Consider the following 14,661-nt stretch of genomic DNA (forward strand, 5'->3'; position numbering starts at 1 on the left):
ACCCAGATCATGAAAAGCGACCGTTTTACATGGCTTTTTCGGCAAATATTGTGGTAAACTCGAGCCAATTTACACATCATTTGCAGACATTGCCGCAGCCTTGATGAAGCATAAAACGACAGAACCTCTGCCCCGACTTACAGCGCACGAACTTTCCTCAGTTCGCGGCGGGCGTACCTTGTTCGAGCAGGTCTCTTTTGAGGTTCATGCTGGCGAACTCTGGCAAATTACTGGTGCCAATGGCGCCGGTAAGTCGACATTACTCCGTATGCTTGCCGGGCTAATGCCGAGCAGTACTGGCAGCATTGAGTTTAACAATCACTCAATACAGTATGACCGTAGTGCCTACCATCAGCAACTCTTGTTTATCGGTCACAAACCCGCGGTTAAAGCCGAGCTGACAGCGTTGGAAAATGTCTATTGGCAACGTCGCTTAAGCGGCGATAAGGGTGCCAGACAAGACAGCATGGATGACTGGAGTCTACTCGAAACCATCGGGCTACTCGGATTGGAAGATGAAGTGACGGGGCGGTTATCAGCCGGGCAACAACGTCGCGTGGCACTGACGCGGTTATGGCATAGCCAAGCACCGTTATGGATTCTCGATGAACCCTTTACCGCGTTGGACGTAAAAGGTATCGCTTTGCTTGAGCAACGCTTTAGCGAGCACTTAAGTCAAGGTGGCAGTATCGTGATGACCTCGCATCAGGCGTTATCGCTGGCGAGTTTGAATCCACAGCAGTTGCATTTAGGTGAAGTTTACGCCAATGCCATGGGAGCCGCGTGATGACCGCAGTGCAGTTATGGCGTTCAGTGTTGAGTAAGGATCTGCGTCTCGCAGCAAGACGACGTTCAGACGCGATCAACCCACTGGTTTTCTTGCTCATGGTGATTACTTTGTTCCCGCTCGGCGTTGGACCAGGACCCGATATTTTAGCGCGTATTGCACCGGGCATTATTTGGGTCGCGGCGTTGTTAGCTACCTTGTTGGGCGTGGATCGTATTTTCAAAGATGATTATGCCGATGGGTCGCTCGAACAGCTGTGTTTATTGCCGCAGCCGCTCGCCTTTACAGTGAGCGCAAAAATGGTTTCGCACTGGTTATTGAGTGGTTTGCCATTAGTGATACTCTCGCCGCTGCTGGCTTTATTGTTGAGCTTACCGACCTCCGCATATGGTGCGTTAAGCCTTTCACTATTGTTGGGTACGCCGGCATTGAGTGCCTTGGCTGCCATCGGCGCTTCGCTGACGTTGCCGCTGCAACGAGGCAGTGCCTTAGTCAGTTTAATTTTATTGCCATTGTTTATTCCGTTACTGATATTCGCTACGTCGGCGGTAGAGAGTGCGGGAATGGGCATGGCTGTGCACGGACAGTTGGCTATTTTAGCCGCCATTTCCGTATTAACAGTAACATTAGCACCGCTGGCCGTGGCCGCGGGCGTCAGAATGAGTGTGAATTAATATGTGGCGTTGGTTACACCCTTATGCAAAGCCTGAAGCGACGTATCGCTTAGTGGATAAGTTATTACCATGGTTCGCGGGCTTGACACTTATTAGCCTATTGGTGGGCATGGTTTGGGGCTTGGCGTTTGCGCCGGCCGACTATCAGCAAGGCGATAGCTATCGCATTATCTACATTCACGTTCCTGCGGCTATTTTCTCCATGGGTGCCTATTTTGGCATGGCAATCTGTGGCGCTATCGCTCTAATCTGGCAGATTAAAACAGCGGAGTGGGCATTACCCGCGATTGCGCCCGTAGGCGCCGCCATGACCGCTATTGCATTATTTACGGGTGCCATTTGGGGTAAACCCATGTGGGGCACGTGGTGGGTATGGGATGCACGGCTCACGTCAGAACTTATTTTATTGTTTTTATACATTGGCGTAATGGCTCTTTACGCTGCATTTGATGATGCGCGTACCGGCGCCAAAGCCGCATCGATTCTGGCGATTGTAGGGGTCGTGAACTTACCCATTATTCATTATTCGGTAGAATGGTGGAACACGCTACATCAAGGCGCCACCATTACTAAATTTGAGCGTCCCTCCATTGCCACGAGCATGCTGTGGCCGCTACTTATCAGCTTGTTAGGCTTTATGCTGTTGACCGCGACTTTAGTGCTGATGCGTTACAAAAATCAGTTGCTTAAGCACGAACTCAATCGCCCGTGGGCGCAGGCAGAGCTCGCGCTCGATAGTCGCGAATCAGCTGAGGAGACTCGCTAATGGCATTTGATAGTTTTAGTGAATTTGTTCATATGGGTGGCTACGGACTGTATGTGTGGTCGTCTTTCTTTCTGACTTTTTTAGTGATTGCAGGTGTTGCCTTAGAAACCAGTGTGCAGCGGCGACGTTTGCAGAAGGAAAGCTTAAAAGTTCAACGTCGTAAACAGCGGCTTGCGCGTCGCACGCAGCAAGCAAGCGCTGAGGAGTAGAGGTATGAACCCGCGTCGTAAAAAACGGTTAACCTGGGTACTTGTATTAGTTGTTGGCGTTAGTATTGCCATTGGTCTCATGTTGTATGCCATGAGCTACAGCATTAACTTGTTCTACACGCCGAGTGATTTTGAACAAGTTGAGGAAGGCAAACAGCCACCACAAGTCGGTCAACGTATGCGCATTGGCGGCATGGTGGTAGAGGGATCTGTGGATCGCGATCCAGAGACGCTGGAAGTCAGCTTTAAAGTCACCGATACCGGACCTGAAGTGACTATTTTATATCAAGGTATTTTGCCCGACTTATTCCGCGAAGGGCAGGGTATTGTCGCGCAAGGCGAACTGATTGCCCCACGTACGCTGAAAGCGAGCGAAGTGTTGGCAAAACATGACGAGGAATACATGCCACCCGAACTCGCCGAAAAAATGAAAGGCATTAAGCATGTCAACCCAAACCAACCAGCTGAGCAAGGGGAGACACCATGATTGCTGAGCTTGGTCATTTAAGTATTGCGATTGCGCTGGCATTCTCAGCGCTGTTGGCGGGCTATGCACTGATTGGTGCACAACGCGGCCACGGGGGCATGATGAGTCTGTCGCGCCCGCTCGCGATAGGGCAGTTTATTTTCACCGCAATTGCCTTCGCGTTGTTGGTCGCCGCTTTCGTCCAAAATGACTTTAGTATTGCTTATGTAGCCGCTAACTCGAATACGCAGTTGCCCTGGTTTTACCGTATTACCGCGGTGTGGGGCTCGCACGAAGGTTCTTTCTTGCTGTGGATGCTGATGCAAGCGGGCTGGATCGCCGCTGTTGCACTGTTTTCTCGCTCTATGCCACTGCCGATGGTGGCGCGCGTACTCGGCATTCTGGGTCTGATCAGTATTGGTTTCTATCTGTTTATGATGACAGTATCGAACCCGTTTGATCGCAACTTGCCGATTATTCCGGTCGATGGCAATGATTTAAACCCATTACTGCAAGATCCCGGCATGATCATTCACCCGCCGTTGCTATATATGGGCTATGTGGGTTTTTCTGTTGCCTTTGCGTTCGCTATCGCTGCGCTGATGTCGGGCAAACTCGATGCGGCATGGGCACGTTGGTCACGTCCCTGGACATTGGCGGCATGGATGTTCCTGACTGTCGGCATCGCGCTCGGTAGTTGGTGGGCATACTATGAGCTCGGTTGGGGCGGTTGGTGGTTCTGGGACCCCGTCGAAAACGCCAGTTTTATGCCGTGGCTCGTGGGTACAGCCCTTATCCACTCGTTAGCGGTCACCGAAAAGCGTGGCAGTTTTAAATCCTGGACCGTGCTGTTGGCAATCGCAGCCTTTAGCTTAAGTTTGCTCGGTACCTTCTTGGTCCGTTCGGGCGTATTGGTGTCAGTGCATGCCTTTGCTTCCGATCCGACTCGAGGTCTGTTTATTCTCGTATTATTGGCTATCGTCATCGGTGGTTCATTGGCTCTGTACGGTTGGCGAGCCTCACAAATGCAAGGGTATAGCCGTTATGAGGCGGCCTCGCGCGAGGTCTTTTTGCTGGCGAATAACGTGTTACTGATGGCCGCCATGATGGTGGTGTTGTTGGGGACTTTATTACCGCTAGTCTACAAACAGTTAGGCTTAGGTTCGATTTCGATTGGTGAACCTTTCTTTAACGAGCTGTACAGTTATTTGATTGTGCCTTTTGCACTCATGCTCGGTGTTGGCCCTTGGATGCGTTGGCGTAGACAACCGCTCGCGCCGCTGTTAAAGCCACTACTACTATGCCTTGCATTGGCCGCCATTCTTGCTTTCGTACTGCCAAAAATATGGGCCGACGAAATGCACTTATGGGCTGTTTTAGGGCTATTCTTGGCACTGTGGGTGGCATTGGCAACCATCACCGATGTGTTGCAAAGCGTGCAACAGCGCGGTGGCGATGTCAGCGCCTTACGTCGGATACCGGCCAGTCAGTGGGGCATGGTACTCGGTCATATCGGTTTTGCTGTAACGCTAGTAGGCGTTGCACTTGTATCGCACTACGAAACCGAGCGTGATATCTCGATTGAGCCCGGTCAAACCGTGAATGTGGGTCAATACGACCTAACCTTTGAACACCTCACCCATAAAGAGGGACCTAATTATGACTCAGACCATGGTGTCTTTACGGTTAGTGAAGAAGGTGAGTACGTTACTGAGGTGGTCAGCGAAAAACGCTTCTATCGCGTGCAACGGATGAGCATGACCGAAGTCGGTTTAGACTCTGGCTTATTACGCGATCTGTATGTCGCCATGGGTGAGCCGCTCGAGCAGGGGCAAGGCAACCAAACTAAATGGGCTGTGCGTTTTTATACCAAACCCTTTGTTCGCTGGATTTGGCTCGGTGCCTTGATTATGGCCGTAGGTGGTTTAATTGCGATGGCCGACAAGCGGTACCGCAAGCGTAAACAAGGAGCCCAAGCATGAGTGCACAGGAGACTCAAGGTTCAAATAAAAAGTGGATAGTACTGTTCGTTCCGCTGGTGCTTTTCATCGTGTTGGTGGTTTTCCTCCTGAAAGGGCTGGGTAAAGATCCAACACACTTAGAATCAGTGCTAATCGATAAACCAGTGCCCGAATTTACCGCGCAGGATCTGTTTGATCCGACCCAGCAACACAGCGAGCAGGTGCTGAAAAAAGGACCCTTATTATTTAATGTTTGGGCGACGTGGTGTCCGACTTGCCGTGCTGAGCATGAATTTCTAAATGAACTCGCGGCGCAAGGTATTCCTATTGTTGGATTAAACTATAAAGACGATTCGCGTGGTAAAGCCATGGATTGGTTGAATACCCTAGGTGACCCTTACACGGTCAACCTATATGACCCAGAGGGTAAAGTTGCCTTTGAATTTGGTGTATATGGTGCGCCAGAAACTTATTTCATTGATGCCGAGGGCCGAGTCCGTTATCGCCATGTGGGTGATGTGAATCCGCGTAACTGGGAGAACCAACTCAAGGGTATTTACCAACAAATGGTGAAGGAGGCGAAGCAATAATGCGTACCTTAACCAGCACTGTTATCAGCGCGCTGGCGCTGGTAGCAACCTTGTTTAGTTTGTATGCCGTTGGACAAGCATCAATTCGCGAACATGCATTTGAAACGGAAGCCCAGCGTGAACTTTACCAAACACTCATTCAGGAATTACGTTGCCCGAAGTGTCAGAATCAAAACATTGCTGATTCCAATGCGCCACTCTCGGCAGACATGCGCGACCGAACTTATACCATGGTGATGGAAGGTAAGAGTCGCAAACAAATTATCGACTATATGGTCGCTCGCTACGGTAACTTTGTGCATTATCGGCCCCCCTTTAATTGGTACACCAGTATTTTATGGTGGGGACCGTTGCTGATTATTGTGGTTGGCGTGGGAGTCGCATGGGCGATGTCACGTAAGCGCAAACAGCCATTAGCGCTGTCAGAAGAAGAGCAAGAGCGACTCAAACAGTTAAGGAAGCCGGACCATGATTAAGTTGTATTTGGCGATGGCCGTATTACTGATCATTGCGGTGATCATTTTGCTACTCGCGGGCCTGCGGCAACGGCGGCAAAGTGTCGATCGTGAGAGCGAGAATCGTGACTGGTATGAAGAACGTCTCGCGGAACTCGAGCAGGACAAACAACAGCAACGTATATCGCAAGAAGCCTATGATGAGGCTAAACTGGAACTCGATAAAACCTTTATTAGCGACAGTCGTGATATCGAGGGTGAAGTCAGTTGGAAGCGTGCCAACCCATTTATTCCGATTGCGATTATTTTGGCCGTAGCAGTAGGCTTTTACGCCGTGTTTGGCAGTTGGTCATTGCAGAAACAAGCCGATGATGCGCTTGCGCAGCTACCCGAACTGGGTCAGCGTTTATTGCAGGAACAACAACAAGCGGATGTCGAATCGATGCAAACCTTTGCCTTAGGTATGCGCCAAAAGCTTGCGGCAAAACCCGATGACCCCATGGCATGGTGGTTGTATGCCGGTATCATGTCTGATTTGCGTCAGTTTGATCAAGCTCAGCAAGCATTTGAGAAGTCCTTAGCACTGGCCCCGAATCGTACCGGCACATTAATTAGCTATGCACGCTTTTTGATGTCGTCTCCGACAGAAGAGCACCTGCGTAAGGCGGCAGGCATGCTTGCCCGTGTACTGCAACAGCAACCTACGCACGTCGAGGCATTGTCGCTAACGGGCTTTGTTGCCTATGAGCGAGGCGACTGGCAGCAAGCTATTGCCGCATGGCAACAGCTACTGCCGTTATTAGACAAGGCGTCTCAGCGCAGTAACGCGGTGAAACAAGCGATTGCCGATGCCGAGCAAAAGATGCAAGCGGCGGATCGCAGTGTGACTGTAACGGTATCCTTAGGCGAGGAAATGCGTGCGCAGTTGCCTGAGCAAGGTACACTCTTTATCTATGTCACTGCGACGCAAGGGCCTCCGATGCCGGCTGCCGTTAAACGTATGCCTGTTAATGACTGGCCCGTTACCGTGACGTTGACCGATGCCGATTCGATGTTAGCCGATTACCGTTTAAGTGGGCTTGATCAATGGCAGGTTAAAGCGATGGTATCGCAGGATGATAAAATTGACCGTCAGGCGGGTGATCTCTTTGCCGAATCGGTGACTATAAATGCACAGCGTTCTGCAGAAGTAGCGCTGACTCTTAATCAAAAAGTAACGGAAGTAGCGAATGACTAATTGGCTTAAAACCGCACCTAAATGGGCTTTACTTGCCAGTACGCTGGTATTGGGTGCGTGTTCATCTCAACCGGATGACCCTTATGCAGACCCCCGTGACCCCTTTGAAGATACAAACCGGGCTGTATGGGACTTTAACCGCGAGCTAGACAAAGCGGTCATTAAACCGGCCGCTGAGGTATACGAAAACGTGCCTGAACCGGTGCGTAACTCGCTTTACCGTGCGTTAGAAAACTTGCAAGAGCCTTGGTCATTCGTCAACAACGTGCTGCAAGGTCAGTTTAAGGACGCCGGCGTAACTGCAGGACGCTTCTTTTTCAACAGCACCATTGGGTTGTTGGGTCTACTCGACCCTGCAACAGAAATGGGGCTGACTAAGCGCGAAGAGAGCCTAGGTCAGACACTCGCAGTATGGGGTGTACCCAACGGTCCATTCTTAATGTTACCGGTGTTAGGGCCAACGGTTGTTATCGACCGGGGTACCGACTGGGTCGATGGTAATTACTTCCCCTACACTGAAATCAGCGATGACTGGGATATCCCGCGTTATACCGTGAAAGGCTTATCCTTACGCCTTCGGTTACGTGAGCAAGAGCAGGTCCTAGAAAATTCGCTCGACCCTTACACGTTCGTAAAAGAAGCCTACTACCAAAACTGGCGTTACGAAGTTTACGATGGCAACCCGCCCCCTGAAGTTGAGGGTGATGCCGAAGAAATCGACTTTTCGGAAGATCAGTAAGTCGACCCGTCGGATATATCGAAAAGCTTGTATTGACGACAGACCTGCCTTGGACGATGCTTAGAGTAATCGTCCGAGGATAGGTGTGCCTGAATGGGTCAAAAACAAGTCTTGCTGATTGAAGATGATCGCGTGTTTCAGTCAGTGGTTGAGCAGTTTCTCATCCAGCAGAATTATGCAGTCCATTGTGTGGAATATGGTGAACAGGCGTTGTCGCTGTGCCAACAAAGTGCGCCTGATATTGTATTATGCGACCTCATGTTGCCCGATATTAATGGCCTCGAAGTCATCGAACGCCTGTTGAGTATCGCGCCTCATTTGCCCGTCATTGTTATTTCCGCAAGTTCCGATATGGCCGATATCCGCGAAGCAGTTCGTTTGGGGGCATGGGATTACCTCGTCAAGCCTCTCGATAGCTTGAGTACTATCACCCAAGCGATAGAGCATTGTTTACAACGACATCGTTTAGAAGAAACCTATGTCAGCGATATATGGGAACTCGATAGTCACATTAACCAGCTTTACAAAGATGCTCAAATCGTTGAGCGCTTAGCGAGTAATCTATTGCCGCAACAAGCGCTTGAAGTGGGTGAGTATCATATCGAGAACCAGGTAGCCGAAAGTGCAGAGTCTAATATTTGGATAGACTATCGACCGTTATCTGAAGGCCGCGTGCTAGTAGTAATGGCCACCGCGCATAGTCAGACGGATCAGAACTTAATCCCATTACTGGTTTTGAAGACCTTAATCGACCCACTGATACGCCAACACTTGGCCGGCAGTGATGATACCGTGCTCGATCCGCGCGATCTCGTGCAACACATCAATTTTGAGCTGTGTCACTCGCGGGTGCGCACGGCATTTGATGGGGTGTTTGCTATTCTAGATACCGAACAACATACATTTCGTTGGACGCAAGTAGGCGATCGCATTCGCATGCAGCCACAAGCGAAGCCTGATCTGGCCTTGGGTATTTGGCGCCATGCCAGTTTTCACAGTTATATTCACTCCAACGTTAAACGCGTGCATTGCCAGTTACCCGAAGCCATCCTCAGTATTGAACGTCAGGCTCTATCGTCGTCGTCCTCGTCGTCATCTTCTAATTGATCCGCGTGCTGTGCTTCAAATTGACGCACAGCCTTGTCAATATAAGGCAACGACATATTGAGCGTGATAGGTTGAGTAAACAATGGATAGCCAATACCCGCAGCCAGTAGGCCAACGGCCTTCCACCAACCGGGTAGGTCCACGATTGCAAAAAAGATGATGCAAATAGGGACTAATTTAGCGAGATTACAAATCATACGACGCGGCACCGGCATCGCTTGTTGCGCCATTGTTAAGATGAGCGCTCTTTCTGTAAACGGATATGATTTAAGCTGTGGAACCTGTCGCGAGGTTAAATAAAATCCCATGGCATCTTACCTAAACCGTTGTTATTAACAAATTGGATTTGCATTATAACAGCTCGGCAGGGTATAAACGTGCCCCTATGAAAAAATGTTCGAAAAAGGAAGAATTCATGAGCACCAAGCGGGTTAAAAAAGTTGTCATCCCAGTTGCCGGCTTAGGCACACGGATGCTACCAGCCACTAAGGCGATTCCAAAGGAAATGCTGCCACTTGTCGATCGGCCATTAATCCAATACATCGTCGAAGAGTGTGCTGCAGCGGGCTTAACCGATGTGATCTTAGTGACTCACTCAAGTAAGAATTCCATCGAGAACCATTTTGATACCAGCTTTGAGCTCGAAACCACGCTTGAACGCCGTGTAAAACGTCAACTACTTGAGGAAGTTCAAGCCATTTGCCCTAAAGGCACAACCATCATGCACGTACGTCAAGGTGAGGCGAAAGGCTTGGGTCACGCAGTCTTGTGCGCGCGTCCGTTGGTTGGTGATGAACCCTTTGCTGTGGTATTGCCAGACGTATTGGTTGACTCTGCCAGCTGTGACCTCCGCCAAGACAATATGGCGGAAATGGTGCGTAACTTTAAAGAATCCGGTGCGGCTCAGGTTATGGTTGAAAAAGTGCCCCACGAGCAGGTCAGTAGTTATGGTATCGCTGATATCAACGGTGTCGACCTTGCTGAAGGTGAACAAGCGCCGATAAAGCAATTAGTTGAGAAGCCAGAGGTCGATAAAGCGCCTTCAGATTTAGCGGTCGTTGGCCGCTATGTATTCCCTGAGAGTTTGTGGGACTTATTAGCAAAAACGCCAGTCGGTGCGGGCAATGAGATTCAGCTTACCGATGCCATGGCGATGTTGCTTGAGCAATCACCGGTGAACGCCTATTACATGAAAGGTAAGAGCCATGATTGCGGTAATAAACTGGGCTATGCTCAAGCATTTATTGAGCACGCCCTACGTCATCCAGCGCTTGCGGATGATATGAAAAAGTACATCAAGCAGCTGCAAGCTTAAGCCACGCTGCTCAACGGCCAGCGCTAACCGGCGCTGGCTTCCATATCATCCTCTTGGCGCTTTGGGGCATGACGCAATACCAAATCTGCCAGTAAGCGTGAACAAGGACCTGTTTTATCCCCCTTGGGTAATACCAAGTACAGCGACCCTTTCCGACAGGTGCTGCCTTTCAGCTCTAGTTTACGCAATGAACCCTTTTGCATGGCCCGTTTAGCGATATAAGGGGGGAGCCAACAAAAACCTAATCCTGAGCGTACTAAGCGAAGGGCTTCATCAAAATGACTCACGGTCCAACGCTGCTCCGCTTTCAGCCAACCTCCTTCTTCAGCTGGCTGCATTGCAGTATCGCGAATAACGATTTGCAAGTGTTGAGCGAGTTCATCTTGAGAAATCGGCGAGTCTTGCTGTGCGAGTGGGTGATCAGGGTGGCAGACTAAATCCATATAGTAGTCATGAATGGGCTCACCGAGGTAGCCTTTGGGCAACTGATGCGTGATGACTAAGTCTGCACTCTGGTTGCGTATGTGCTCAAGCGTACCTGTCAATACAGTGTCTTCGATTGTGAGTCGAGAACCGCGACCATGTTCTTGAAAATCTTTTAACGCTGGGATTAAGTCGTTGCGGTCAAACACCATCTCGAGTGCGAGTTTGATTTCTGGCTCCCAGCCTTGTTCCATGTTGCAAGCCAATTGCTCAAGTTCGTATACGGTTTGAGTCAGTTGTCGAGAGCGTCGCAGCATGACTTCACCCACATGCGTTAACTCGGCCTTACGCCCCTTTATTTCTAAAAGCTGTACGCCTAACACCTGCTGAAGCTTAGAAACTGCATGGTTTAACGAAGACTGACTCTTATTAAGTTTCTCTGCTGCATGTGCATAGCCACCACAGTCTACAACTGCTTGTAAAATGCGCCATTGTTCCAAAGTGGACTTAGCTCTGTAGTGTGGCATAGGATTAATGTCTAACCTCTTGTCTGACGATTAAATTGTCGCTTTAACGATTGCACGGATGGGTGCTTGGTATCCCTCAATAGTCTTTTTTGGGTCATTTGGATCAAGAAAATCTTTTAGCGATTCACCGGTCATCCATTCAGTTGATCGCTGTTCGTCAAGTGAGGTGGGGTTATGGTCAACAATTTCAGTTTGTTTAAAACCTAATCGTTCTAGCCAAACACACAGTGCTTTGGCGCTGGGTAAAAACCAAACATTACGCATTTGAGCATAGCGTTCACCCGGCATCATGACCGTATGTTCATCACCTTCGACTACGATGGTCTCCAAGATCAACTGACCACCTGGTTTTAATAAGTTTTTAAGTTGTTGTAAAAACTCAAGTGGTGAACGGCGATGATACAATACTCCCATGCTAAAAACCGTATCAAAACTTTGAAGTGAGGGCATATGCTCAATTCCGACTGGAAAGAAGTGCGCACGCTCAGCAATTTGGCTTGGCATCATTTGCTTAACTGCTTGAAATTGAGTCATAAATAGCTCACCTGGGTCAATCCCCCAAACGTCGGCTGCGCCTGCCTCTAACATTCGCCATAGGTGATAACCACTGCCACAACCTACGTCTAAAACTTGTTGAGCGTTCAAACTATTTAGATGCGGTTGTACCCGCTGCCACTTCCAATCTGAGCGCCATTCGGTGTCAATCGATAGTCCGAATAAATCGAAAGGTCCTTTTCGCCATGGTTGCAGCTGCTTTAATAAGCCGTTCATACGGGCTCTGTCAGAATCACTGGCTTGTTCGGGCAAGCCAACCTGTATGGTATCACCTAACGCGACATGGTCCGTCGCCAACTGTGGGAGCTGTTTAAGCACGCGCTGCCACTTTTTAAACTCGCCATGAGGCGATTGTAGAAACGCATTAAGTTGCTGAGGTAGGGTGGTTAACCACTGACGGTGAGGGCTTTGAGCAAGCGCACTGAGATCCTTGGCAAACATCTCCATGAATCATTCTCCTTTAACCGCGAGCATCGCGGCAAAGTTAAAACATTGTAACCAGACACCCGCATGGGCAAAACCTGCGTGTTTAAAACGAGCAAAGTGAGTATCGAGGGTATCAATCTTCATGACGTTCTCGATAGCCGCGCGTTTTTGGCTGATTTCTAACTCGCTGTAGCCGTTGGCACGCTTGAAGTCGTGATGAAGGTCAACGAGGGTTTCGTGAACATGCTGATCGGGGTGAGCGACTTTTTCGGCAATTAAGAGCACGCCACCAGGGTTTAATCCTGAATAAATTTTCTCAATAAGCGCATCTCTGTCTTCTTTTGGCACAAATTGCAGTGTAAAATTTAGCACCACGATGGAGGCGTTTTCGATCGGCGTTTGTTGTACGTCTTGGCAATTAAAAGTAACGGGGATATCGCTTTTAAAGCCTTGTAAATGCAAACGCGCACGGTCGATCATAGGCTGCGAATTATCGACTGCGATAATGCGATTGCCGCGGTGTTTCTCACAACCTTTGCGCAACGCAAGCGTGGCTGCACCTAGCGAGCAACCCAGGTCGTATACATTTGTATCATTTTGACTATAACGTTCAGCTAGTTGTGGTAACGTCTGTATAATCGTAGCGTAGCCGGGCACTGAACGATTAATCATGTCAGGAAAGACTTCGACAACGTGCTCGTCAAATCGGAAGTCGCCGACGCTAGGTAAAGCTTTAGAGTAAATTGTATCCTGCTGACTCATAGGAATTAACTGTGTAAGCGGTCTAAAATATAAGCGTAGTTTAACGTTAATTCGCCTTCAGGCACAGATTAAACGGTAATAAAAGCTGAACTGTAAAGATGAATCCCAATCGGACATTAAACTTAACTCTAGGTTTTCGCCCTAATGCAAGGAAGCAAGGTTAGAATGACAACAATAAAACACCTAGCAGCATATATCGCACTGTTTTGGATGTGCGCCGTTTCTGGGGCGGTGCTCGATACCGATGAATGGTTAGCCGAGCATGACACCGTTCGTGTTGGCGTACCGAATAATCTGATGCCGCTAATTGGCATTGAAAACGGCGACGGTGTCGGCTTTGACGCCGATATGCTGCGCCTCATTACACAGCACGTACCTGTCACTCTCGAATGGACGTCCTGTGGTTCTTGGAGCCAGTGCTTGGTTGCCCTGCAAGAGAGAACCATCGATATTTTGCCAAGTATGTCCTACTCAGAAGACCGCTCACGCTATGCCAGCTTTACTCAGCGCTATTGGTCGATGCCGTGGGCGGTACTGTACTTGAATAAAGAAGCGCTCGATTCGCGTGGCAGTGTCAGTGTCGGTAATCTTCGCGGTCAACGGTTGGGCATTATTGAGGATTACAGTGTCGTGTCGTTACTGCGCAACCAACGTGGCACCGAGGTTATTGAATATCCGGTAATCGATAACGCCATTAATGCGCTTAAAGAAAATCAAATTAATGTGTATGTCGATAGCCTGCCCATATTAGTTTATGAGCTACAAAACCAACCTATCGCTAATGCCCAACTCGAGGTGCTCGATGATGCACCAGGACAAGATTTATTCTTTGGTGTACGCAGTGATTGGCAGCCATTAGTCGTCACCCTCAACAAGGGCATCGACAACATCACTCAGAGCCAACAAAACCAGTTACGCAACAAGTGGTATGGCTACGAGTTGCAAACTGGTTGGAGCGACGAAGAGCTGATTCAAATCGCACTCAAAGTCGGCTCAGGTGTTGTCTTGGTGTTTTTATTCATCGCTTTTAGAAACAGCCGCTTACGTCGAGAAGTTAAGCTTCGCAAAGACGCCGAGAAACGCATTCGTTACGTGGCAACGCATGACGAACTGACCGGATTACCTAACCGTAAATTGTTATCGGACCGTTTAGACCAAGCAATTTTGCAAGCGGAGCGCTCAAATAAAGCGTTTGCTGTCATGTTTCTCGACCTGGATGGCTTTAAGCAAATTAACGACCAGTTCGGTCACGAAGTCGGCGATGAATTACTTATTCACGCCTCACAACGCATGCAAAGCCTATTAAGACGCTCCGATACCGTGTGTCGTTATGGCGGGGATGAATTCGTCATACTTTTACCCACAACACCGACCACCAGTGCCGCACTCGCTGTGGCACGTAAATTGGTGGTTCATATTGCGCGACCGTATCAGATTGGTACGCACATGCTCGAAGTCAGTACCAGTATCGGTGTGAGCTTATTTCCACAGCACGGTAGTGATGAAAATGCCTTACTTCGGGCCGCGGACAAAGCCATGTACGCGGCAAAAGATGCTGGCAAGAACGATGTCAGGTTAGCCGCGCCTTAACTCGGATGACATTGGCGCCCATTTCGCTATAATATGCGCTTTAAATCATTCAGCAGAATAAAAGGTGTGAAA

General features: G+C 49.2%; 17 protein-coding genes. 13 read left to right on the forward strand and 4 right to left on the reverse strand.

The window, feature by feature from the left end; translation table 11 throughout:
- The first annotated feature begins 103 nt into the window (after positions 1-103).
- From ccmA to BFR57_RS07275, 11 genes are all read left to right on the forward strand, one after another.
- A complete protein-coding gene (gene ccmA, locus BFR57_RS07225) occupies positions 104-787 on the forward strand; it encodes a cytochrome c biogenesis heme-transporting ATPase CcmA (protein WP_071463325.1) in 684 nt (227 codons plus the stop codon).
- Entirely contained in the window at positions 787-1,461 is a 675-nt protein-coding gene (gene ccmB / locus BFR57_RS07230; protein ID WP_071463326.1) for a heme exporter protein CcmB, read from the forward strand. The genes ccmA and ccmB overlap by 1 nt, the downstream gene beginning before the upstream one ends.
- Before the next feature lies 1 nt (position 1,462).
- Positions 1,463-2,227, forward strand: a complete 765-nt coding sequence (locus tag BFR57_RS07235; RefSeq protein ID WP_071463327.1) for a heme ABC transporter permease — start codon at positions 1,463-1,465, stop codon at positions 2,225-2,227.
- Positions 2,227-2,436 carry a heme exporter protein CcmD gene (ccmD, locus tag BFR57_RS07240; RefSeq protein WP_071463328.1) on the forward strand — a complete coding sequence of 70 codons (210 nt, stop codon included), beginning with the start codon at positions 2,227-2,229 and terminating at the stop codon, positions 2,434-2,436. The genes BFR57_RS07235 and ccmD overlap by 1 nt, the downstream gene beginning before the upstream one ends.
- Before the next feature lie 4 nt (positions 2,437-2,440).
- Positions 2,441-2,923 carry a cytochrome c maturation protein CcmE gene (gene ccmE / locus BFR57_RS07245; protein ID WP_071463329.1) on the forward strand — a complete coding sequence of 161 codons (483 nt, stop codon included), beginning with the start codon at positions 2,441-2,443 and terminating at the stop codon, positions 2,921-2,923.
- Complete coding sequence (locus BFR57_RS07250; RefSeq protein ID WP_071463330.1) at positions 2,920-4,884, forward strand: heme lyase CcmF/NrfE family subunit; 1,965 nt, start codon at positions 2,920-2,922, stop codon at positions 4,882-4,884. The genes ccmE and BFR57_RS07250 overlap by 4 nt, the downstream gene beginning before the upstream one ends.
- A complete protein-coding gene (locus BFR57_RS07255; protein WP_071463331.1) occupies positions 4,881-5,453 on the forward strand; it encodes a DsbE family thiol:disulfide interchange protein in 573 nt (190 codons plus the stop codon). The genes BFR57_RS07250 and BFR57_RS07255 overlap by 4 nt, the downstream gene beginning before the upstream one ends.
- Positions 5,453-5,929: a cytochrome c-type biogenesis protein gene (locus tag BFR57_RS07260; protein ID WP_071463332.1), complete on the forward strand. Its 477-nt coding sequence runs from the start codon at positions 5,453-5,455 to the stop codon at positions 5,927-5,929. Before BFR57_RS07255 ends, BFR57_RS07260 begins: the two co-directional genes overlap by 1 nt.
- A complete protein-coding gene (gene ccmI, locus BFR57_RS07265; protein WP_071463333.1) occupies positions 5,922-7,145 on the forward strand; it encodes a c-type cytochrome biogenesis protein CcmI in 1,224 nt (407 codons plus the stop codon). The genes BFR57_RS07260 and ccmI overlap by 8 nt, the downstream gene beginning before the upstream one ends.
- Positions 7,138-7,884, forward strand: a complete 747-nt coding sequence (locus BFR57_RS07270; protein WP_071463334.1) for a VacJ family lipoprotein — start codon at positions 7,138-7,140, stop codon at positions 7,882-7,884. The genes ccmI and BFR57_RS07270 overlap by 8 nt, the downstream gene beginning before the upstream one ends.
- Before the next feature lie 93 nt (positions 7,885-7,977).
- Entirely contained in the window at positions 7,978-8,991 is a 1,014-nt protein-coding gene (locus BFR57_RS07275) for a response regulator (RefSeq protein WP_071463335.1), read from the forward strand.
- Here the strand turns inward: BFR57_RS07275 and BFR57_RS07280 are convergent.
- Complete coding sequence (locus BFR57_RS07280; RefSeq protein WP_071463336.1) at positions 8,949-9,299, reverse strand: DUF6170 family protein; 351 nt, start codon at positions 9,297-9,299, stop codon at positions 8,949-8,951. The genes BFR57_RS07275 and BFR57_RS07280 overlap by 43 nt on opposite strands.
- A gap of 107 nt (positions 9,300-9,406) precedes the next feature.
- Between BFR57_RS07280 and galU the strand changes: the two genes are divergently transcribed.
- Positions 9,407-10,306 (forward strand): UTP--glucose-1-phosphate uridylyltransferase GalU, encoded by a 900-nt coding sequence (gene galU, locus BFR57_RS07285; RefSeq protein WP_071463337.1) that lies wholly within the window; start codon positions 9,407-9,409, stop codon positions 10,304-10,306.
- Between the two features lie 23 nt (positions 10,307-10,329).
- Here galU and BFR57_RS07290 read toward each other — a convergent pair whose 3' ends face one another.
- Genes BFR57_RS07290 through cmoA form a run of 3 tightly spaced genes read right to left on the reverse strand, consistent with a single transcriptional unit; the run spans position 10,330 to position 12,999 of the window.
- Complete coding sequence (locus tag BFR57_RS07290) at positions 10,330-11,256, reverse strand: LysR family transcriptional regulator (RefSeq protein WP_071463338.1); 927 nt, start codon at positions 11,254-11,256, stop codon at positions 10,330-10,332.
- Positions 11,257-11,286: 30 nt separating this feature from the next.
- The gene (cmoB, locus tag BFR57_RS07295) at positions 11,287-12,258 is read right to left on the reverse strand and encodes a tRNA 5-methoxyuridine(34)/uridine 5-oxyacetic acid(34) synthase CmoB (protein WP_071463339.1); all 972 of its coding nucleotides are present in this window, start codon (positions 12,256-12,258) and stop codon (positions 11,287-11,289) included.
- A gap of 3 nt (positions 12,259-12,261) precedes the next feature.
- The gene (gene cmoA, locus BFR57_RS07300; RefSeq protein WP_071463340.1) at positions 12,262-12,999 is read right to left on the reverse strand and encodes a carboxy-S-adenosyl-L-methionine synthase CmoA; all 738 of its coding nucleotides are present in this window, start codon (positions 12,997-12,999) and stop codon (positions 12,262-12,264) included.
- Between the two features lie 165 nt (positions 13,000-13,164).
- Here cmoA and BFR57_RS07305 point away from each other — a divergent pair, with 165 nt between their 5' ends.
- Positions 13,165-14,589 carry a diguanylate cyclase gene (locus tag BFR57_RS07305; protein ID WP_071463341.1) on the forward strand — a complete coding sequence of 475 codons (1,425 nt, stop codon included), beginning with the start codon at positions 13,165-13,167 and terminating at the stop codon, positions 14,587-14,589.
- Positions 14,590-14,661 lie beyond the last annotated feature (72 nt).

This window comes from Idiomarina sp. MD25a, from assembly GCF_001870515.1.
Lineage (GTDB): Bacteria > Pseudomonadota > Gammaproteobacteria > Enterobacterales > Alteromonadaceae > Idiomarina.